A 20,326-nucleotide genomic window follows, 5' to 3' on the forward strand; every position below is an offset into this window, starting at 1 on the left:
TCTGGGTGTTGCGGCCTTCCTGGTCTGCTGTCCTGCTGCAACTGATCAGTCGTTCGAAGCTTTCAGTTGCAGCACGGGAGTATCATTGTCGGCTTGGGTTCCCAGGCGGAAGCGGGTTAAGGATGTCAGCAATCCTTTCGAGACACCACTGAGCCCTTCAGTGATCAAGGCAGATTCATTGATCAGACCGGTATTGCCGTCGGTGATATCTGCCATCTTGCGAATGGAGTTAACCATCTTCTCGGAAACCGCCAACTGCTCTTGAGAGAGACTGGTAATCTGGGTAACGATCTGCTTTGACTGGTCTGTAGCTTTTTTAATAGCAGCAAGGGCCTCACCCGTTTCCATCATCAGCCGAGCCTGATCCTCAACGGTGCTGGTTTCATCTTCCAGCGCTGCCGTCACATCGTTGGCCTCGGACTGGATGGCCTTGATGATACCGCCAATCTGACGTGTTGCGCCGGACGCTTCGTCAGCCAGGCGCTTTATTTCATCGGAAATCACCAGAAACCCGCGCCCCTGCTCGCCGGCACGTGAAGCCTCAATCGATGCATTCATGGCAAGGATGGTGGTGCGGGTCGCGACATCAGAGATCAACTGCGAAATCGTGCCGATTTCCTGCAGTCGCTCAGCAAGAGATTTCATCTTTTTATTGATGACCTGGACCGTCACCCGGATCAGCTGCATCCCTTCGATATTCAGATTGACCCGCTCGTTACCAAGACTGGTCGCCGACTCGACCTGGTTGGCTGATTGCCGAGCCAGATCGGTTTTTTCAGCAATCTGGTTTGCCGAGCTGATTGTTTCGTCAGCGGATTCAATAGCTTCTGCTACATAATGCAACTGATTGCTACTCCCCTCTTTCATCTTGTTGAAAATGTCCAGCAGATGGCGCGACTCATCACCCACTTCAGAAGCCTTGCCGGTTGTCTCTGTCAATAATTCCGCCAGGCTCTCAACCATGACATTGTAGGCGTCGGCAATCGAGCCGAAAGCGTCTTCGGTAACCGGTGCGCGCAAGGTAAAATCGCCATCGGCCGCTTCACTGACGACTTCCAGAAAGTTGATGACGTTGGCTTCGGTCGCCAGTCGCTGTTCATCGGTTTTGATATAGCCTCTGATCCGGTTAGTCGTTTCATTGAAGACCTGGGCAATTTCAGCCAATTCATCGTTGGTGGTAATTTCAACCTCAACGATCTCACCCTTACCGATAGCGGTAATCCCCTGCATCAGATGTCGCAACGGCCTGGTGATTCCATTGGACATGAACAATCCAAAGAAAATACCAACCAAAATCATGCCGCCACCAAGAAACAGGAGCGTATGGAATAAGGTTTGTTGATAGGCTGCGGAGGCAGCCTTCTGTTCGGTAAGCATCCCTTCCAGCAAGCTGATCGTATCTTTGATTCTGCTTTCAAGGTTGCGTACTGCATCCCGGTAAGGGGTATATTCCTCAGCAGCATCATAGAAAGGTTTTCCTGCCAGCAACTGCGCTGCCAGCGGCTCGGCAGTCACTCGCACGATGGCAAGGTCATTCTTTAGTGCCGCGATAAGCTCATATGCCGTTGCCCGACCGGCCAGACTTTCTTGATCAACGACCATATCCAGACCGCTGTTGCCCAATTTTTTGAAGATCGATGTCAACTCATCGTAGGTGGCGTACATCTGCTTGAGATATGAGACCTGCCGGGTTTCCACCTCTGCGCTTTTAGGAATACTGGAAAACAGAAAAAATTCCTTTTCATAGCGTCTGGCTTTGGCCGTCGTGGTGTCAGCGGAATGGATCAAAGAGATCTCATCGGTAATCTGATTGCTGAACTGCACAAGGGTCTGCTGAACACCGTAAAAGGCAACACCACCGATAAAGATAGAGATAAATACCAGTAACAGAACCATCATCATCAGCTTGGTGCGAATCCTCAAGCCCTGTTTCATTGTCGCCATGTCTTTACTCCCGCAATAAGCTGTTTTTCCAGGACCCCCTCCCCCATAAACAGGAGGTAGTCAGATAAACCTTGGCGCACAGTTGCCGCGCAAAAAACTCTCATTAGTTTAGAAAAATAAGAAGCTATTATTCTTATACTAGATAATAAAAATTTAATAAACCATAAAATGACATCTGAAGCAAAAAAATTATCACTTCAACAACCACCTTCCTGGTTTATAACTTCTGATCAGCTTAAAGTTTTCTCGATGACAAGCCGGCGGCGCTCGGCATGCGGTGCTATTCGGTTCCATCGTTGCCAGCGGACCCCCGACCCGGTGCTCAACAGATACCCTGGTTTATTAGAAAAAACCATCGATTTCCCATAGAACCGAACGCCCCTGTGCCCCGAAAGACGCCGAATACCACCCTGAAAAACTTGCAATGGGTGACCATTTTGGGTAAATATAAACAGAACAAACCGCCGTTTTTCCTGCACTCAAGGGACTGATTCGAGCTGATAAAACAGCGCCATTGAGCCACTGAAAAATTCAGGCGCTCGCTGGCTTCTCTGTGTCCATAGGTGAGCGGAGCGCACGGTGGGTGATGAGGTTCCGCGCTCTTTTTTTTTAATCAACCTAACCAATCCATAGCCGCAAAGGTGAGAAATGAAAGCTGTCAAAATTACCGAAGGAATTTACTGTCTGCCGGTCAACCTCGAAAGCTACAAGCTGTTTGAAGGGATGTGGCCGATGCCCAACGGCATCTCCATTAATTCATATATTGTCCAGGGAGAAAAAACCGCCCTGATCGATCTGCTTGAAGATGTCGGTGACAAGCCGGCTGATTTTGATGCGGAAATGGCCTCCATCGGCATCAACGCCAGGGATATCGACTATCTGATTCTCAATCACATGGAACCTGACCATACCAGCTGGTTACCGGTTTTTCACGCCCGCAACCCCAACATGAAAATCTTTTTGACCGGCAAGGCCAAACAACTGCTCAAGGATTTTTGTGGTATCGAGGACAATGTCGAAGTGATCAAGGATGGCGACACCCTTGATCTCGGCCGGGGGAAGGTGCTGACCTTCTACGAAACCCCCAATATCCACTGGCCGGAAACCATGATGACCTATGAAAGCAGCAGCGGTACCCTCTTTGCCTGCGACGCCTTCGGCTCCTACGGCACGCTGAATAATGTCTATTTCGATGACCAGCTTTCTACCTCACAACACGACTTCTTCATCAACGAAGCGTTACGCTACTACGCCAATATCGTCTCCAGCTTTTCAACCTTTGTCAGCAAGGGAATCCAGCGCTTGAATGCCCTTGACATCAAGGTGATTGCCCCATCCCACGGCATTATCTGGCGCGAAAATCCGCAGGCGATCATTGATTCCTATACACGTTTTGCCGGCTACCTGAATGGTCCTGCCGAAGCTGAAGTGACAGTCATCTGGTCGAGCATGTACGGCAACACCGAAAAACTGGTCAATAACATCGTTCAGGGGGTGCGCAGTGCCGGACTGCCGGTGCATGTCCATCGCGTGCCGGACGATCATGTCGGTCTGATCCTGGCATCGGCCTGGCGCTCCTCCGGCATCATCCTCGGCATGCCGACCTACGAATATGAGATGTTCCCGCCCATGGCCTGGGTGCTGGATATGTTCCGGCGCAAAAAAATCTGGAACAAAAAGGTATTGCGTTTCGGCTCGGCCGGTTGGTCCGGCGGTGCCCAGCGCGAACTGGATCATCTGACTGAAAAACTCAAGTGGGAATTCATCGAGCCGATTGAATGGAAAGGCGCACCGACCGATGTCGAGCTGGATCTGGCACTCAAGCAGAGCCGTCTGCTGGCCGACAAGGTCAAGGAATTCTGTGGAGAATAGTTACTTTTAGTGCAAAGAACCTAACATGTCGGAAGAACAATCCCCCTGGCTGTGCCATATCTGTGAACGCACCTCGACCGCTAACGACGGCGTCACCTGCAGCGAATGCTACACCCTTTGCTGCCGCCACCATATGACCACAGCAACCACCCGCGATCCGGATAACGGACTCTATCAGCTGGTGCTGATCTGTGCCCACTGTCAGTTCAAGCGCCATCTGTCATGATGAGGTTTTCATTGCCATGAACAACAGCAGACCGGTTTATTCCGATCAGCTCGGCAGGCTTTGTCTCACTTGTGCCCAGCCGCTTAAAAATTGTCGTTGCCGCAAAACAGCCATAAATATCAAAGGTGATGGTGTCGTCCGCATCCAGCGTGAAACCAAAGGGCGTAAGGGCAAGGGCGTCATCCTGATCAGCGGCCTGGATCTGGAATCTCAACAACTCAAGGAACTGGCCAAAGAGTTGAAACAACGCTGCGGCACCGGTGGTACCGTCAAGGATGGCTTGATAGAAATCCAGGGCGATCAGCGCGACCTGCTGCTCGAGCTGTTGCAGCAACGGGGCTGGAAAGTAAAAAAAGCAGGGGGATAATTACCCTGTGCCCACCCTTGATGCTTTCGCAAAAAGCATCAGGTTCAATGGCTAAGCAAAAAGCGCCAAATGCAAGGCGCGCCATTGTTGAGCAATGAGGCGTACTTACGTACGTCGAAGCAGCGAAACGATGGCAGCAACACCGCAGTTGGCGAGTTTTTGCGACGCCATCACCCTTGATAGGCGTTCATCTCTGCCATCGATTTGAACGGACTCGGAAGCGTGTCACGCTGGGCGCAGACCTCGCCATCATGGAACATCCACAGGGTGCCGGGACGCATATCGACCCAGGCTTCGTTGTCGGTTAACGGCATTGACGTGATCACGGCGACCCGGTCGTCAGGCGTCGTCAGTTGCCGGAAGTCAACGGACATGTCCTCGTCGGATAAATGGGCTTCACCAAAGGGTGCCTGCCGCACGATATAGCTCAGGTGGGTTGAACAGTGGGCAATAAGGACATCGCCGTTGGACAGCAGAAAATTGCTGATCCCCTTCCCGGCAAAGGTAAGAATCAACGTCTCCAGGGCATCAAACAGATCCTGCCGCGATGGTGGGGCGATGCCGAAACGATCGCGCAGACGTTCCAGCAACCAGCAGAAAACCCATTCGCTGTCGGTGTTTCCCACCGGCGTCATGATGCCTTCAAGTTCAGGCCAAAAATCAGGCAGATGGCCGTTATGGGCGAACAGCCAGTTTTTCCCCCAGAGTTCCCGCATAAAAGGGTGAGTATTTTCCAGAGAAACATCACCAGCCGTCGCTTTTCTGATATGCGCAATAACATTCAGTGAACGAATAGGGTAACTGCGCACCAGATCGGCCAGTACCGATTGCGCCGACGGCTCAGGATCAAGAAAAAGGCGGGTGCCCTTCCCCTCAAAAAAACCAATCCCCCAGCCGTCTTTGTGGATATCTGTCAGTCCGCCTCTTTTTCTGAAACCGGCAAACGAAAAACAGATGTCCGTCGGCACATTGCAGTTCATTCCAAGCAATTGGCACATGATTTTCTCCGCAACAACTTCCTGTCACACAATCCGCACCGGAGCAAATCCACCGCCCGGTGTGCGCAGATTGGTGAGCTGGCCCTGGTACAAGCGGGCGCCGACTCCAAGCAGATGATCGCGGTAAACAAAGAGGCGCAGGTCGACTTTGAACGATTCGCCTTCCTGACTCGTCACCTGGGATGGCGGTACGATTTGCTGCACCAGGGTTGAATCGGGTTCCAGTTCAGCAAAGCGCTTGCGGGTAATGCTTTTACCCATCAGCACGCCACGACCGCCAAACTTGTTCACCGGTTTGAAAATCAACTCCTTACGTTCATCCCACAATTGAGCCGCATCCATATCACACATCAGACGACTTAAAGGGACCATCTCGACCAGCAGCCGCGTCTTTGCCGCTGACAGGCCAAGTTGGCGGAGCACTACTTCATCCGACCAGAGGATCATCCGCCGCTTGTCCGCCAGCAGGCCATAGGCAAAGGGGTTGGGTGACAGACAGACGCTGCCGGCCAGGTAGGCGCTGCGCAAAGTGGCCAACGCTTCTTCTTCGAGATAAAAATCACAGTGACGGTTGTAGATCAGGTCAACCTTGTGCCCCTGATGATAAACACCATCGGCCCCGGTCTGCAGTTCGCCAGGATCGGCAATACGCGCGTCGACGCCGTGACTGACCAGCCAGTCACGACAGCTGACCATTTCCGGATACAGGGGTTGGTTCGGGGGGTCTTCATCGACAATGACCAGACACGTAAGGGCTCGCGGCGATCTGGAAAAATCCTGCCATTCACGCTTGAAACTGAACAGCAACCGCTGCTGAAAGCGCTCTGACAGGGGGATGCCGTCACCCCCCTGCAAATCGCGCATCTGGCTTTTCCAGGCGACAAAAGCACCGCCGGCATTGGTGTTAACCTCGATCAGTCGCGGCCCGTCCGGTCCCAGATGAAAGTCGTACCCCATCATCAGGGCGGCATGGCCGGGGTCAAAACGGGCAATCTCAGGCACTTCAGGGTAAATTTTCTGGCGATAGGAATCACGTCGGCTCAAGCGAAACAGGGTGCGAGCCAAATTGTGCATGCGCTTAAGATCATGGCGACCGATGTCAACGCGCGTGGGACTGATGGGAATGCCGGTGTGTTCAATAGTCATGTCGATGTACTTTTAGAAAACGTTTATGCGACGGATCAACGCACTGAGCAGGCCGAAACTGCGCTGATTAAAGTCAATGATCAAGCGCGGCAACTTGTGCAGATCGGGCTGGTCGTGTTCTTCGGGCAGGGCCTCGGTGAGGATCATCGCTCCATCCGGTGCAAGAATTTCGCTAAACTCACTGATCAGAGTATCACACTGCTCCTGGCTGAGTTGCTTATTCAAGCGGACAACCAGTTTTTTACCGACATAACGCATGGAATGGTAGTTACGATAAAACTCGTCAATGACCTGAATTGCCTCACGATAATCACGGGTAATGGTAAACAAACCAAAATCCTGACCGGAAATCAGGCCACGTTTGAACAGACTGTCGCGCAAAAACTTGAACCAGTCATCCCAATAGCCACCCTCATCATCAATCAGTACCAGGGGTATGGGGGGATTCTTCCCGGTCTGCATCAAGGTCATAATTTCCATTGACTCATCCAGGGTACCAAAACCACCGGGAAACAGGGCGACGGCGTGGGCCTCTTTTAAAAAGGCCACTTTACGATTGAAAAAGTAGCGGTAGGTGATGACTTTATCATCTTCACTCATCACCGGATTGGTTTCCTGCTCAAAGGGCAGATGAATATTGACGGCGAAGGAGTTCTCTGCACCGGCACCTTCATTTCCTGCCAGCATGATGCCGGGTCCGCCACCAGTGATAACCATATAGTTGTGCTCAACCAGCTGGCGGCAGAACTGAACACAGGTCTGATAGATAGGTTCGTCCGGAGTTGTTCTGGCGCTACCGAATACCGTCACCTTTTTACGGTGGCGATAGGGGGCAAAGATCTTGTTGGTATAGCGCATCTCCTTCATGGTGGTGCGCATCAGTTTCTGGTCCGCCATATAGTTGTTTTCCTGACCGGACTTGAGGGCGGTCAGGATCATCTCACGGATCAAGCGGGGGTGATGCACCTCGGCCTTACTCATCATCAGATCGATATATTCATCAATGTCCCCGTTATTACGATCAAAACTCAAGAACATGGTCTATTTCCCTCGGCATCTGCGCCGGCTTTTAATTGAAACACGGATCGTCCCTGCCGGCGTTGATACTGCAACAGCAGGCCGGTCATGGCCGCTCCTGAATAGCGCTGGGCTACCGCCAGAGACAGTTGACGCAACGCCCCTTCGACCCGTTAAAATTTGTTCAACTGCTGGGGCGCCAAGGCGTTTTCGATTATATCACAGATAATAATCCTGAACCTCGGCGACAATCTGCTCCCACAGCTGGTGGCGGTGATGCTGCATCGGCAACCTTAAAAGAAAAAGCGGCAGCATGATCTTAATTCATACTACCGCTGCAGTGATGGTGGCTGGAGAAGGCCGTAAGCCGGGTTCTGTTCCCTGCGCAGTTACCCGCAAAACAGGGTGATGATCATTCATCTAGGATTGCCGTTGCCGACAACCTCAAGCGGCCAACCCGGGAACTTCGGGCGGACCACCCTCAAACGTTCCCCTATTAGGCCTTGCTCCGGATGGGGTTTACCTAGCTTCCGCCGTCGCCGCCGGAACTGGTGAGCTCTTACCTCACCCTTTCACCCTTACCCGCCGAAAAAAAACTGCGGGCGGTCTCCTCTCTGTGGCACTTTCCCTGGGGTCACCCCCGGTTCCCGTTAGGAACCATCCCGTCCTGTGGAGCCCGGACTTTCCTCCCCCCGCCCCGGCGAACCAGGGCGGGCGGCGATCATCTGTCCTTCTCCAGCCGAAAAATCACACCTCTGTCTCAACATAAAGAATGCGATTACAGTGGGGGCAGCTCTGCAGGTCGGCTCCCTGCAGTAGCCGATTGAACAACTGGGGCGGTAACTGCATATTACAACCCAGGCATGCACCGTTTCTGGCAACAGCCAGGGCCATACCATTACGGCGCTTGAACAGTCCCTGATATTTGCGCAGCAAACTTTTGGGAACTTCTCCTGCCACTTTTTCCCGGTTACGGGTATGTTCATCGAGCTGGCTGCCCGAGTCCCTCAACAACTGATCAAGCTCACTGCCACGCGCTTTGGCATTTCCGCTGATCGCATCCAGGCCGGCCTGCTTTTCCTGCTGGTCCTCGACGAGGATGGCAATCTCCTTACGTTTTTCCTGCAGTTTTTCCTCAAGCTCCTTGTTCCCCTTTTTGGCCACGTCAATCTCTTTGAGGACAGCCACATACTCCTTCTGGGTCTGAATGCCGGGTAAACGCGCCTCAACCCGGGTGACATTGTCGCGTTGCTTGTGCAGTTCCTGCTCAATCTGCGCCTCATCGCGGCGCAGCTGATCAATCTCGACATTCAGTTGATCGAGCATCGATTGCACCTCTGCAGCCTGCGCTGCAAAGGTACTCAGTTCTGCTTCATAGCTGTTGCGGGTCGCTTCAATAGTGCTGATTTCCTGATCGATTTCCTGCAAATCCCTGAGCAGGTTCATCTTTTCTTGCACGCGGTACCTCCATTATTGTGTATTGCGCATCAGGTGATGGTGACAAACGGATCCTGTTCTTTGGTCATAACGATTATCTCAAGGCCATAGCGCTCTTCCGCCATCAGGGAAGTCAGGCGCTCTGCCATTTTTGCCGGCATAATTTTTTCCGTACCAAAATGACCGGCATCGATTAACGCCATGCCATCGCTGCGCGCCCGCTGGGCATCATGAAATTTGATGTCACCGCTGACCAGGCAGTCGGCACCCAGGCGCAAGGCCTCCGCATAGGTAACCATACCGCCGCCACCGCAAACGGCAACCTTGCCGATCAGCTGGTCGGCGTTACCAACCAGGCGTACCGCTGTGACATCAAGGGCTGTTTTGACCTGGCGGGCAAAGGCATCAAGGGTCAGCTTTTCAGCAAGAACACCGATGCGCCCGAGACCGGGCCCAATGACCGGATTGGCCAGCGGAATCAGATCATAGGCAACCTCTTCGTAAGGGTGAGCCTTGATCATGCGGGTAATGATGCGTTCATGCAGGTGGATCGGAATAATCGATTCAAGACGCAACTCTGCGGCCTCTTCATGGACTCCGGGTGTGCCGATGAAGGGATCGGTGTCGCTACCGCCGCGAAAGGTGCCGGTACCGCTGGTGCGGAACGAACAGCGGTCATAAGCGCCGATATGTCCGGCCCCGGCAGCGAACATGGCCTCCATCACGGCATGTTCATGGCCGCTGGGAACGTAGACAACAAGCTTGTAATAACCATCGCTGCGTGGGCGTTCCAGGGGGGCAACAGTATTCAGACCAAGCTGCGCTGCCAGCCAGTCATTGAGGCCATCAACGGCACGGTCAAGATTGGTATGAGCAGCGACAATGGCAATGTTCTGTTGAATCGCCCGGTAAATAATATCTCCGGTCGGGTCACTGGGGGTCAGGCGTTTGAGGGGGTGGAAAATCAGCGGATGGTGGCAGACAATCACGTCAGCGCCGAGACGAGCGGCTTCATCGATAGCGCTCCGTTCAACATCAAGACACACCAGAATACGTCGCACGGACGCCCTGGAGTCACCAACCTGCAGACCGACATTGTCCCAGACCTCGGCCAGATGTGGCGGCGCAATCCGATGAACCAGGCCGACAATATCGGCTACGCGGGCGGTATTTTTCTCAGCCATTGTCACTTCCCGAACCCCTTGCCGGGCAAAAAGAAAGAGTGCACCGGTTCACCGGTGCACTCTCGTTTGGAATTCTGGTTTCTCGTTCCGACATGTTGTACTGGGCTGATCTCATCAAGCGACCTCACCATTGCCGAATCGGGAGGTTGGGTCGTATAGCTGCTGTTCGCGCATGAATATGTATGGCCTTTTTTATTTAAAAAAACAAACGGCTAAGCTGCAGAACGACGATCAAAAAAAGTGGTGGGCCCACCAGGACTCGAACCTGGGACCAGCCGGTTATGAGCCGGCGGCTCTAACCAACTGAGCTATAGGCCCGCTTTTTAAGCTTGCGCAAGAGGAAACAATAAAAAACATTCAATCAGCTGTCAAGCTTTTTTAAAAACTTCTTCCCCGGGTGCAAACACCAAAGGGTGTTGGTGTTTGCACCCGCGACATCTCTTAATCGACGGCGGAAAAACCCCGCAAACGCTTGGAGCGACTCGGATGGCGCAATTTACGCAGCGCCTTGGCTTCAATCTGGCGAATCCGCTCACGCGTCACGTTAAAATCCTGGCCGACCTCCTCCAGGGTATGATCTGACTTTTCTCCTATACCAAAGCGCATGCGCAGGACTTTTTCTTCGCGCGGCGTCAGGGATGCCAGCACCCGCGAAGTCTGATCGCTCAGATTTCCCCTGATCACCGCCTCAAGGGGGGAAATAACCCCTTTATCCTCGATAAAGTCACCAAGGGAGGAATCTTCCTCTTCGCCAATCGGGGTTTCAAGACTGATCGGCTCCTTGGCGATCTTCAACACCCGGCGGACCTTGTCGAGGGGCAAATCCATACGCTCGGCAATTTCTTCCGGCGTCGGCTCGCGCCCACACTCCTGAACCAGCTGCCGGGTGGTACGAATCAGCTTGTTAATGGTCTCAATCATGTGCACCGGAATACGAATGGTGCGTGCCTGATCGGCAATGGCACGGGTGATCGCCTGACGAATCCACCAGGTGGCGTAGGTTGAAAACTTGTAACCGCGGCGGTACTCAAACTTGTCAACCGCCTTCATCAGGCCGATATTGCCTTCCTGAATCAGGTCAAGGAACTGCAGCCCACGGTTGGTATATTTCTTGGCAATGGACACTACCAGCCGCAGATTGGCCTCAATCAGCTCCGTCTTGGCTTTTTTGGCAATCCATTCCCCCTTGTAAACTTCTTTGAGATATTCCTGCAACTCTTCCGGTTCAAAGCCCGATTCGGCGCGCACCCGTTTGAATTTGCGCTCGGCAGCGGCGAGGCGTTTTTCCACCGCCAGCAACACATCGCCGGCGACCTGCAGCTCCTCTGCCACCGCATGGGCATCCTCGTCACTCTGGCGCATGCGGGTCAGGTAACTGGTTATTTCGGCGCGCGGGCGCGTCATCATCTGCTCACAAGCGCTGATTTCCGCCTGTCCTTTTTTTACCTGGGTGCCCATCTCTTTAAGGCGGTCAACAATCTTGGCAACCTGAAAATCCTTAAGACGAACTTCACGCAGCAACTCGGTCATTTTTTCGCGCGCCTCAGCTTCGTCCTTCTTGAGCTTTTTGACCTTACGAACGGCGGTTTCCTGCTGCAACGCCTGATCAATCTCATTGATCTGCCGTTCCAACGGCAGCAACTTCTCATGCAATTCCAGCAAGCGCTGACGCTGCCGTCCTTCGGCTTCGCCGCCTTCTTCCTCATCGTACTCGCGGGTAATCTCGGACACTCCGACCTGTCCTTTTTCCAGTTTTCCCAGCAGCATCATCATATCTCGGGCAGCGACCGGAGTCCGCATAATGACCTTGGCTACCAGCGCATCACCTTCTTCAATCCGCTTGGCAATCTCAACTTCCCCTTCCCGCGTCAGCAGCGCTACCTGCCCCATTTCACGCAGGTACATGCGTACCGGGTCACTGGTTTTGCCGAGGGTTCCGGCTTCAAGCTCAACATCACCCTCGTCTTCGTCCTCATCGAGATCCACGTCTTTGGAACTGGAAATCTTGCTGTCATTGTCGACAATCTCAATATCCATCTCACCAAACATGCTCATCACATCTTCCAACTGTTCCGACGATACCATGCTGGCCGGAAGCATATCGTTGACTTCATCATAGGTAAGAAAACCCTTTTCCTTACCCATATCTATGAGCTGCTGTACTTCTTCGGGATTGGTTTTTTTCGCCATCAGAACTAAATCTCCATACGTCGCTACATGCGCAGAAAAATATTGACCGCTACTGTTGAGTTTAACCGTTTTTATCAAAATTGAAACACTGCCCTGTTTTTTTTATTATTTTCATCAACCTGGCCGCCCCTTGATCTGTGCCTGCAAGCGCGAGAGCTCCGTCCGGTGGCGGTCAGCAGACTCCAGATCGCCACGCTCTTCGGCGGCCGGGATTAACTCCTGCCAAAGCTGGTCTGATCGTCGTTTTAATGACTGTTTCTCCAGGGCGCGCAAACAATCTGTTGCCATCTGTTGCAGGTTTTCAGCAAATTCCTCCGGATCGCAACCGCGCGCCTGGACCAGAATGTCGCGCTGAAGCGCTGTTAGACCCGGCAACAGGGATTCGCTGTCACACCCCGTCGCTGTCCCTTGCTTGAGGATTTCACCCATCACCGCAGCGACATCAGGATGGTGGATCAGGCTGACGCCGCCGCGCTCTGCAAATTCGGTACGCACCTCAGAACTCTGCAGCAATAACCGCAACAGGGTCCGCTCGGTGCGACTGACGGCGCTGCGCGTATCTGCAGATGGCCGTTGCGCCCTGCCGGAAGCCGGTTGCGCAGCGGGTTCGCCCGGCGGATGCGGTGGCGGCACCGATGGCGCTGAACCCTGAATCCTTGCCCGGCCACGCTCCTGCTGACGTGCCATCGTGGTGAGCTTTTTCTGCAGCCGCGCAACCTCAATACCGCTGCGCTGCGCCAGCTCCTTAAGATACAGATCCTGCTCCAGCTCGCTCTTTAAGGCGGCGATTTTTTCGAGTATTTGCTCTACCGCCCGAACTTTCAGCTCCACTCCGTAGCCGGCCCCCTTGAGGGTCTCCTCCATATAGAGTTCCATCACCGGACGGGCGGCCTCAAGACACGCCTGAAACGCCTCAGCCCCTTGCCGCTGCAAAAACGAATCGGGATCATCCCCTGACGGCAGGGAAATGGCGGCAGCGGCCACCCCTTCCTGCTGTAAGGTCGTCATCGCCTTGAAGGTTGCCTGCTTGCCGGCGCTGTCCTGATCAAAGACCAGCACCACGCGCTGAGCATAACGCTTCAATTGTTGCACATGATCTGTGGTCAGGGCGGTACCGCAAGTGGCTACCGACTGGGCAAAACCGGCACGATGTAGTGCCAGCTGATCAAAATATCCCTCAACCACCAGCACGTCACCACTGACACGCATGGCCTGACGTGCCTGATAAAGCCCAAACAGCACCCCACCCTTGTGGTAAATCGGTGACTCCGGCGAATTGATGTATTTCGGCTTGCCGTCATCAAGCACACGGCCACCAAAGGCCACAACGCGCCCGGCCAGATCGAGGATCGGGAACATCAAGCGGGAGCGGAACATGTCGTAATCGCTGCGGCCTGAGGTGCCTTCGCGCAACAGCCCCAGCAGGCGTGCATCTGCTGTTGCTACCTGATGGCGCTCGAGATGGCCCTTCAACCCGCCCCAGCCAGCGAGAGCATAGCCGATGCGATATTCTCCTGCGGCCTTTTGACCGTAACCGCGCTTTTTCATGTAGTCGCGCGCAATCACCGCCTGCGGATGCTCCATCAGGTTGGCATGAAAATAATCGGCCGCCAGAGCGTTGATCCGATACAATCGCTCGCGCTCTTCGACTTGCGCCCGTTCCGGCGGCGTCAAGGGGCGCTCTTCAAGATCGATGCCGGCCTGCCCCGCCAGCCGCCGTACCGCATCAGGGAAACTCAAGCCCTCACTGTGCATGAGGAAACTGAACACATCACCGCCGGCACCACAGCCAAAACAGTGATAAAACTGACGCTCGGCATTCACGCTGAAGGAGGGTGATTTCTCAGCGTGAAACGGACATAGACCGAGGCGGTTGCGACCGGACGTTTTAAGATCAACATACTGCGAGACCAGCTCGACGATATCGGTGCGATCACGAACCTGCTCAATTTTATCGTCGCCAATCTGACCGCTCATCGTCCTCCCAACTCAACCACCGTCACATTGTCACCACCCTGTTCCTGCGGCGCCGCATAAAATGCCGTCACCGCCGGCATCGTCGTCAGATAGTCACGCAGCGCCCGGCGCAGAACACCGCTACCGGCACCATGGACAATCTCCACCTGCTGCAGATGGGCCAGCAGGGCATCATTCAGATAGCGGTCCAGTAACCCCAGGGCGTCTTCAACCCGCTCACCGATCAATGTTAACCGGGGTGTCAGCTGTTCTGTTGTGGCCGCACGCACCAGCGCACTGGAGACCGCGCGCCGCGCCGCAAAGCGCCGCGGGGAGAACTGCTCCAGCGCCGTCAACGGCTGGCGCATTCTTTTCCCACCGACCTGCAGATCGACCTGCTGACCCGTGATCCGCTTGACCTGTGCTTCTGCGCCGAGGGGAACGATGCGAACCAGCTCGCCTACCTCCAGACCCTGAGGGAGCGCAGTGTTTTGCCGCGCTCGCGGCGTAAAGGCGGCCAGGTGCTGGCGCACAGCGGTCAATTCTTGCCGTTCAGCGGCCGCCTGAAGCGGCGAGGCCGTTTCCGCTCGGCGCCGGCGCAGCTGCTTCAAGCGCTCTTCCGTGGCGCCGATCAATTCTTCAGCCTGGCGACTGGCGCGTGCCAGCACCGTGCTTTTACTGTCTTTGAGTTCCTGCAGTTGGCGCTTACGCAACTGCTGTGATGCCGCTGCTTCCACGGTCAACTGTCGCGCCGTGGCCAGTTCGCGGTTTAATTCCTGGCGCTGACGTGCCAACTCAATCAGAATCTGGTTCTGATCATGCTGATTGCCCAGAAACCCCTGGGCCCGCTCAATCAATTGCAGCGGCAGACCGAGGCGGCGTGCCGTTGCCAGGGCGCTGCTGACACCGGGGACACCATAGTGCAGACCATAGGTCGGCTCCAGCGTATCAGCATCAAACTCCACCGACGCGTTGGTCATCCCGGCGCTGACATGGGCAAACTGCTTGAGCTGCCCCAAATGGGTAGTCAGCAGAATCGTTGCTCCTTTACGACACAGGGATTCGATGACCGCCTGGATCAGTGCCGCCCCTTCAGCCGGGTCGGTGCCACTCCCCGCTTCATCAAGCAGCACCAGAGTATCGGCATCGGCCTCTTCAAGGATCGTGCGGATCCGCAACAGATGACCGGAAAAGGTCGATAAACTGTCGGCAATACTCTGTTCATCGCCAATATCGACAAACAGGCGCTGAAACAGGTGGATACGGCTGTCACGACGACAGGGCAGGTGCAGCCCGGCCCGCAACATCAACAGCATCAGCCCCAGCGTCTTTAAGGCAACTGACTTGCCGCCGGTATTGGGTCCGCTGACCACCAGAACCTGGGCATCTTCCGGAATCAACAGATCAATCGGCACCGCTGCGTTAAGGTCGAACTGCCCGGCGCGGATCATCAGTAACGGATGACGCACCTGGCGCAGTTCGATCAGCGCCGAGGCCACCAGTTGTGGACGGCACCCCTGGTAAGAGCGGGACAGACGCGCCGCGGCAAAACGTACGTCTATCTGGGCTACCACTTGCTGATTGCTGAGCAACAGAGCGCGATCACGGCGCAGCAGATCAGCAAGCTGGAGCAATATGCGCCGTTCTTCGCGCTGCTCCTCGCGCAGCAGTTGCTGCAGGCGATTGTTGCCATCAAGAACCTGCGCCGGTTCGACATAAAGGGTCTGACCGCTGGCTGACTCATCCTGAACAAAACCTTTTAGCCGGCCGCGATAGTCGCTCTTGATCGGAACAACGTAGCGGCCGTTACGCACGGTCACCAGACGATCCTGAAAACAGGCAGCCAGACGCTCATCGCTCAACAGTCGCTCAAGCTGCTGTTTGACCCGGTCACGGGTCCGGCGCCCCTCATAACGCAGTTCAGCAAGCTGTGGCGAAGCACTGTCGAGCAACTCGCCGCGTTCACCGATGGCGTTCTGCAAGCGCCGCTGCAACTCCGGCAGCGGCACCAACCCTGCGGCGACCAGCGTCAGACGGTGTGCTTCCCGGCGTCCCTTAAACCAGCTGCGGCACGACTCTATCGCCTGCAGCGACTGCAGCACCGGCCGCAACTCCGCCGCCGGCACCAGGCTACCAGGAGCCTGACAATCCGCCAGCACAGAGGTCAAATCACAGCAGCCGCCAAGGGCAGGAGACTTGTCAGCCTGAATCAGCGCCAGCGCCTCATCAACCTCGGTCAGCGCCAGTTCAACCGCCGCCTGATCTTCCAGCAACGTTAGCTGCTGTGCCAGCAGCCGCCCCGGTTGCGACTGGGTCTGGCCGGCAAGCCAGCCACGCAGCTCCGGAAAACCAAGGCGCTCCAGCACGGTCGAGTCAATCCTCATCGGCCCGGCAAGCGGCCCATCAGCCCCCGCCCCTCTGCAAGCAGGGTTTGACCCAGGGTAGCAAAAGGTGGCGCCAGATGAGACGCCTCAACCATCTGCCGGGCCACGGCCGGCGCCGGTTGCGAGCCCAGGGCCAGCACCAGCATGGCGACAATGACCACCGCCTGGATCACGCCGAACAGCCCGCCGGCAAGACGATTAACGCCACCGAGCAGAATAATTTTAACAAACCGGTGCAGGACAAAACCGAGAACGGCAAAAACAATCACGACAATGAGAAAAACTGCCAAAAAAGCCGCCCCCACGGAAACCTGCGCCGGCAGACCGGCGCTGTCCTGGAGAAACTGGGCGAAAGGCAGATGGAAGGTAAAGGCAAAAACGCCTCCCAGCACCAGACCAAGCAGCGAACAGATCTCTTTAAGCAGTCCGCGCAGTAATCCCTTGATCAGAAAAACAACCAGAACAACCAGAATCAGGATATCAATGAGGCCCAAAAAAACACTCCATCAAAAGACAAAACAACGGCAGGGAACCAGTACCCGCTGATGTTCAACCGCCCAGCAACTCCTTGACAATCTGATTAACCAGTCGCCCGTCAGCGCAGCCTCTGGTTTGAGCCATGACCACCGGCATCACCTTGCCGATGTCTTTAAGGGAGTCTGCCGCGGTTTCGGTGATCACCTGCGCCACCAGAGTGCGCAGCTCATCCTCACCTAACTGTGCCGGCAGATACTGTTGCAGCACCGCCAATTCAGCTTCTTCCTTGTCAGCCAGTTCCGGACGATCATTGCTGCGATAAAGCGCGGCAGATTCCCGACGTTGCTTGACAAGGGTACCAATGACAGCCAGAATAGCGGTATCATCAATTTCTTGTCTGAGCTCGATTTCCTTGTTTTTGATGGCACTACGGAGCTGGCGAATCGTACTGAGGCGATCGGTCTGTTTGCCCTTCATCGCCGCCTTCATATCCTGATTGAGTTGTTCTTTAAGACTCATTGACACACCCTGATCGCAGAAGTTTCGGTAGGATTTGAATGCAAAGAGGGCGCGCAGAAGGATCTGGCACCCGTATTTACAAACTAATCATTATAGTGATTCGCTGCGGAAACACAAGCAAAGAAGTGGTTAATTCACCACAAAATCAACATAGCAACGACAAGAGGCGTTAACACAGTGACAACCAGGCGACAGCAGACAAAAAGAACCTTCCTGCGCACCATCAGCGTTTTTGCCGTTCTAGCGGGCTTTGCGTTGCTCGCCCTGACCCCGTCGCTGCCGCTGTTTGCGACCACGCCGACAAACACCAATATCCTCCTGATCGAGATCGCGGCGCCCATCAATCCGGTCATTGCATCCTTTATTGCCGACGCCATCACCACCGCTAATCGTGACAACAACCGTGCGGTGCTGATTGAGCTCGACACCCCCGGCGGTCTCGACACCGCCATGCGCGACATTATCCAGGCGCAACTTAATTCACGCATTCCGATCATTGTTTATGTCGCGCCACAGGGTGCCAGAGCAGCTTCGGCCGGCGCGCTGATCACCCTGGCAGCCGATTTTGCCGCCATGGCTCCCGGCACCAATATCGGCGCAGCAACGCCGGTCAGTATCGGCGGTGGCGGTGAAGCCGACGAAACGATGATGAAGAAAGTCGCCAACGATGCTGCCGCCTATGCACGCAGCCTGGCGCAAAAACGTGGCCGCAACCAGGAATGGGCAGAGGAAGCGGTGCGCGACGGCGTCTCCATTTCTGCTCAGGAAGCGCTGGATCTGGCGGTCATTGATCTGATTGCTGAAAATCGCGATGATCTGTTGCAGCAGCTTGACGGCTACAAATTCCTCCGCGATGGCGAGGTCATGATCTTCAGCAGTGACGGTGCCCAACTGATCACCGTCGAAATGAACTGGCGCCAGAAGATCCTCAATGCCCTGAGCAACCCGAGCTTCGCCTATCTGCTGATGATGCTCGGCATCCTTGGGATCTTTTTCGAAATCTCACAACCGGGCGCGATTTTCCCCGGAGCGGTCGGCGCCATCGCCATCCTGCTGGCCCTGTTCGCCTTTTCGGCTCTGCCGGTCAACTTTGTCGGGGTACTGCTGATCATCGTCGCCTTCATTCTTTTTGTTCTGGAAGCCAATGTCCCCTCCTATGGCATGCTCGCCATTGGCGGCGTTATCGCCATGAGCCTGGGCTCGCTGATGCTCATCGACAGCAGCGAACCCTATCTGCAGATTTCCCGCGCGGTGATCGCTGCGACCGTCTTTTCCTGCGCGGCTTTTACCACCTTTGCCACCACCATGGTGGTTAAAACCCAGAAACGCCGCAGCCATTTTGGTCAGGAAGGGCTGATCGGCAAGCATGGGGAGGCGGTTGAGGCCATAGATGCCGACCGTGGCCGCGCCTTCGTGTACGGCGAATACTGGTCGGCCTGTGCCGCCGAGCCGATTGCGGCCGGGGAGCAGGTTGAAGTCGTTGAGGTTCTGGACGGACTGAAAATCAAGGTTGCGGCGGTTGCATCCGGCACCCGACCGATTGACCACGAAACCAAGGAGAGTTAATCATGTTTGATTTTGGTGCAGGTTTCTTCTGGATCGTTCTGGTTGCTATTGGTGCGGTCGTTATCAGCGCCTCGGTGCGGATTCTGCTCGAATACGAACGGGGCGTGGTTTTTCGCCTCGGCCGTTTTTCCTCCGTCAAGGGGCCGGGGCTGAAATTTATCATCCCGGTCGTCGATCAGATGACCAAGATCAACATGCGTACTGTCGCCATGGATGTTCCCGAGCAGGATATCATCACCCGCGACAACGTCTCGGTCAAAGTCAATGCGGTGCTCTATTTCCGCGTCGTCCAGCCGGACAAGGCGCTGATCGAAGTCGACAACTACCTGTACGCCACCAGTCAGCTGGCGCAAACCTCGTTACGCAGTGTCCTCGGTCAGGTGGAATTGGACGAACTGCTGGCGGAAAGGGATAAGATCAACCACGACCTGCAGGAGATTCTCGACCGCCAGACTGACCCCTGGGGGGTCAAGATCTCCAATGTTGAAATCAAGCACGTTGATCTGCCGGCCTCGATGCAGCGCGCCATGGCCCGTCAGGCCGAAGCGGAACGCGAACGCCGCTCCAAGGTCATCCATGCCACCGGTGAGTTTGAGGCCTCAAAAACCCTGGCCAACGCCGCTGAACAGATCAACAAGCAGCCCGGCGCTTTACAGCTGCGCTTTTTACAGACCATGACCGAGATCGCCGCCGAGAAGAACTCGACAATCCTCTTCCCGATGCCGATTGACCTGATCAAGCCATTTCTTGACATGGCCCAACTCAAAACACCGGAGAAATCGCAAGATCAGAACTAAAAAACGTAATTATTCAGCTTCCGTCCTTGGCGCAGGGTCGTTGGATCCTGCGGCAAGGATTTTTGTCGTTATGGACGGCGACAAAAAGCGGTCATGGATGACCCGGCGGAAAACAATCGCGGCCCTTGACATAGGATTCAAAGGCCCGGTGCTGAACAGATACCTTCTTTTTTGATTTACAAATATATTATCCTGTTTTTTTTGCAGCGTACCCTGTTGGATCACTGACCGTCACCACTTTGGTCT

Annotated in this window: 17 protein-coding genes, 1 tRNA gene and 1 other RNA gene; 5 read left to right on the forward strand and 14 right to left on the reverse strand. The window is 54.9% G+C overall.

Going from position 1 to position 20,326, the window contains the following annotated elements; genetic code table 11:
* Positions 1-45: 45 nt before the first annotated feature.
* Positions 46-1,944: a methyl-accepting chemotaxis protein gene (locus AC6F7T_RS02150; protein ID WP_500716323.1), complete on the reverse strand. Its 1,899-nt coding sequence runs from the start codon at positions 1,942-1,944 to the stop codon at positions 46-48.
* 648 nt (positions 1,945-2,592) lie between these two features.
* Here AC6F7T_RS02150 and AC6F7T_RS02155 point away from each other — a divergent pair.
* Genes AC6F7T_RS02155 through AC6F7T_RS02165 form a run of 3 tightly spaced genes read left to right on the forward strand, consistent with a single transcriptional unit; the run spans position 2,593 to position 4,409 of the window.
* Positions 2,593-3,816 carry an oxygen-binding di-iron domain-containing protein gene (locus tag AC6F7T_RS02155; RefSeq protein ID WP_500716324.1) on the forward strand — a complete coding sequence of 408 codons (1,224 nt, stop codon included), beginning with the start codon at positions 2,593-2,595 and terminating at the stop codon, positions 3,814-3,816.
* 25 nt (positions 3,817-3,841) lie between these two features.
* Positions 3,842-4,042 (forward strand): hypothetical protein, encoded by a 201-nt coding sequence (locus AC6F7T_RS02160; RefSeq protein WP_500716325.1) that lies wholly within the window; start codon positions 3,842-3,844, stop codon positions 4,040-4,042.
* A gap of 16 nt (positions 4,043-4,058) precedes the next feature.
* The gene (locus tag AC6F7T_RS02165) at positions 4,059-4,409 is read left to right on the forward strand and encodes a translation initiation factor Sui1 (protein WP_500716326.1); all 351 of its coding nucleotides are present in this window, start codon (positions 4,059-4,061) and stop codon (positions 4,407-4,409) included.
* A 170-nt stretch (positions 4,410-4,579) separates the two neighbouring features.
* On the opposite strand, the gene AC6F7T_RS02170 is transcribed toward AC6F7T_RS02165, so the two are convergent.
* The 12 genes from AC6F7T_RS02170 to AC6F7T_RS02225 all read right to left on the reverse strand — a co-directional run bounded on the left by AC6F7T_RS02170 (position 4,580) and on the right by AC6F7T_RS02225 (position 17,717).
* Entirely contained in the window at positions 4,580-5,407 is an 828-nt protein-coding gene (locus AC6F7T_RS02170; protein ID WP_500716327.1) for a class II glutamine amidotransferase, read from the reverse strand.
* 24 nt (positions 5,408-5,431) lie between these two features.
* A complete protein-coding gene (locus AC6F7T_RS02175; protein WP_500716328.1) occupies positions 5,432-6,553 on the reverse strand; it encodes an ATP-grasp domain-containing protein in 1,122 nt (373 codons plus the stop codon).
* Between the two features lie 12 nt (positions 6,554-6,565).
* Positions 6,566-7,591 carry a TIGR00730 family Rossman fold protein gene (locus tag AC6F7T_RS02180; RefSeq protein WP_500716329.1) on the reverse strand — a complete coding sequence of 342 codons (1,026 nt, stop codon included), beginning with the start codon at positions 7,589-7,591 and terminating at the stop codon, positions 6,566-6,568.
* A gap of 327 nt (positions 7,592-7,918) precedes the next feature.
* Positions 7,919-8,307: RNase P RNA component class A (gene rnpB, locus AC6F7T_RS02185), an RNA gene on the reverse strand.
* Between the two features lie 10 nt (positions 8,308-8,317).
* Positions 8,318-9,028, reverse strand: a complete 711-nt coding sequence (locus tag AC6F7T_RS02190) for a C4-type zinc ribbon domain-containing protein (protein WP_500716330.1) — start codon at positions 9,026-9,028, stop codon at positions 8,318-8,320.
* Between the two features lie 29 nt (positions 9,029-9,057).
* Positions 9,058-10,191, reverse strand: coding sequence for a Nif3-like dinuclear metal center hexameric protein (locus tag AC6F7T_RS02195; RefSeq protein ID WP_500716331.1), 1,134 nt, complete (start codon positions 10,189-10,191; stop codon positions 9,058-9,060).
* A 241-nt stretch (positions 10,192-10,432) separates the two neighbouring features.
* A tRNA-Ile gene (locus AC6F7T_RS02200) sits at positions 10,433-10,509 on the reverse strand.
* Between the two features lie 123 nt (positions 10,510-10,632).
* Complete coding sequence (rpoD, locus tag AC6F7T_RS02205; RefSeq protein ID WP_500716332.1) at positions 10,633-12,381, reverse strand: RNA polymerase sigma factor RpoD; 1,749 nt, start codon at positions 12,379-12,381, stop codon at positions 10,633-10,635.
* A gap of 114 nt (positions 12,382-12,495) precedes the next feature.
* Complete coding sequence (gene dnaG / locus AC6F7T_RS02210) at positions 12,496-14,358, reverse strand: DNA primase (protein ID WP_500716333.1); 1,863 nt, start codon at positions 14,356-14,358, stop codon at positions 12,496-12,498.
* Positions 14,355-16,721 (reverse strand): endonuclease MutS2, encoded by a 2,367-nt coding sequence (locus AC6F7T_RS02215; protein WP_500716334.1) that lies wholly within the window; start codon positions 16,719-16,721, stop codon positions 14,355-14,357. The genes dnaG and AC6F7T_RS02215 overlap by 4 nt, the downstream gene beginning before the upstream one ends.
* Positions 16,718-17,215 carry a CvpA family protein gene (locus AC6F7T_RS02220; protein WP_500716335.1) on the reverse strand — a complete coding sequence of 166 codons (498 nt, stop codon included), beginning with the start codon at positions 17,213-17,215 and terminating at the stop codon, positions 16,718-16,720. The genes AC6F7T_RS02215 and AC6F7T_RS02220 overlap by 4 nt, the downstream gene beginning before the upstream one ends.
* 55 nt (positions 17,216-17,270) lie before the next feature.
* Positions 17,271-17,717: a GatB/YqeY domain-containing protein gene (locus tag AC6F7T_RS02225; RefSeq protein ID WP_500716336.1), complete on the reverse strand. Its 447-nt coding sequence runs from the start codon at positions 17,715-17,717 to the stop codon at positions 17,271-17,273.
* A 177-nt stretch (positions 17,718-17,894) separates the two neighbouring features.
* On the opposite strand from AC6F7T_RS02225, the gene AC6F7T_RS02230 reads away from it, so the two are divergent.
* On the forward strand, positions 17,895-19,283 hold the full coding sequence (locus tag AC6F7T_RS02230; protein WP_500716337.1) for an NfeD family protein: 1,389 nt from the start codon (positions 17,895-17,897) through the stop codon (positions 19,281-19,283).
* Between the two features lie 2 nt (positions 19,284-19,285).
* Positions 19,286-20,080 (forward strand): SPFH domain-containing protein, encoded by a 795-nt coding sequence (locus AC6F7T_RS02235; RefSeq protein WP_500716338.1) that lies wholly within the window; start codon positions 19,286-19,288, stop codon positions 20,078-20,080.
* 9 nt (positions 20,081-20,089) lie between these two features.
* On the opposite strand, the gene AC6F7T_RS02240 is transcribed toward AC6F7T_RS02235, so the two are convergent.
* Positions 20,090-20,212: a hypothetical protein gene (locus AC6F7T_RS02240; protein WP_500716339.1), complete on the reverse strand. Its 123-nt coding sequence runs from the start codon at positions 20,210-20,212 to the stop codon at positions 20,090-20,092.
* Between the last annotated feature and the right edge of the window lie 114 nt (positions 20,213-20,326).

The sequence above is a fragment of the Pelovirga sp. genome, from assembly GCF_059864205.1.

Bases quoted from the DNA above. Each gene is read 5' to 3' on its own strand.
- AC6F7T_RS02150 (WP_500716323.1), bottom strand. From the start codon at position 1,944: ATGGCGACAATGAAACAGGGCTTGAGGATTCGCACCAAGCTGATGATG.
- AC6F7T_RS02155 (WP_500716324.1), top strand. From the start codon at position 2,593: ATGAAAGCTGTCAAAATTACCGAAGGAATTTACTGTCTGCCGGTCAAC.
- AC6F7T_RS02160 (WP_500716325.1), top strand. From the start codon at position 3,842: ATGTCGGAAGAACAATCCCCCTGGCTGTGCCATATCTGTGAACGCACC.
- AC6F7T_RS02165 (WP_500716326.1), top strand. From the start codon at position 4,059: ATGAACAACAGCAGACCGGTTTATTCCGATCAGCTCGGCAGGCTTTGT.
- AC6F7T_RS02170 (WP_500716327.1), bottom strand. From the start codon at position 5,407: ATGTGCCAATTGCTTGGAATGAACTGCAATGTGCCGACGGACATCTGT.
- AC6F7T_RS02175 (WP_500716328.1), bottom strand. From the start codon at position 6,553: ATGACTATTGAACACACCGGCATTCCCATCAGTCCCACGCGCGTTGAC.
- AC6F7T_RS02180 (WP_500716329.1), bottom strand. From the start codon at position 7,591: ATGTTCTTGAGTTTTGATCGTAATAACGGGGACATTGATGAATATATC.
- AC6F7T_RS02195 (WP_500716331.1), bottom strand. From the start codon at position 10,191: ATGGCTGAGAAAAATACCGCCCGCGTAGCCGATATTGTCGGCCTGGTT.
- rpoD (WP_500716332.1), bottom strand. From the start codon at position 12,381: ATGGCGAAAAAAACCAATCCCGAAGAAGTACAGCAGCTCATAGATATG.
- dnaG (WP_500716333.1), bottom strand. From the start codon at position 14,358: ATGAGCGGTCAGATTGGCGACGATAAAATTGAGCAGGTTCGTGATCGC.
- AC6F7T_RS02215 (WP_500716334.1), bottom strand. From the start codon at position 16,721: ATGAGGATTGACTCGACCGTGCTGGAGCGCCTTGGTTTTCCGGAGCTG.
- AC6F7T_RS02225 (WP_500716336.1), bottom strand. From the start codon at position 17,717: ATGAGTCTTAAAGAACAACTCAATCAGGATATGAAGGCGGCGATGAAG.
- AC6F7T_RS02235 (WP_500716338.1), top strand. From the start codon at position 19,286: ATGTTTGATTTTGGTGCAGGTTTCTTCTGGATCGTTCTGGTTGCTATT.
- AC6F7T_RS02240 (WP_500716339.1), bottom strand. From the start codon at position 20,212: ATGTCAAGGGCCGCGATTGTTTTCCGCCGGGTCATCCATGACCGCTTT.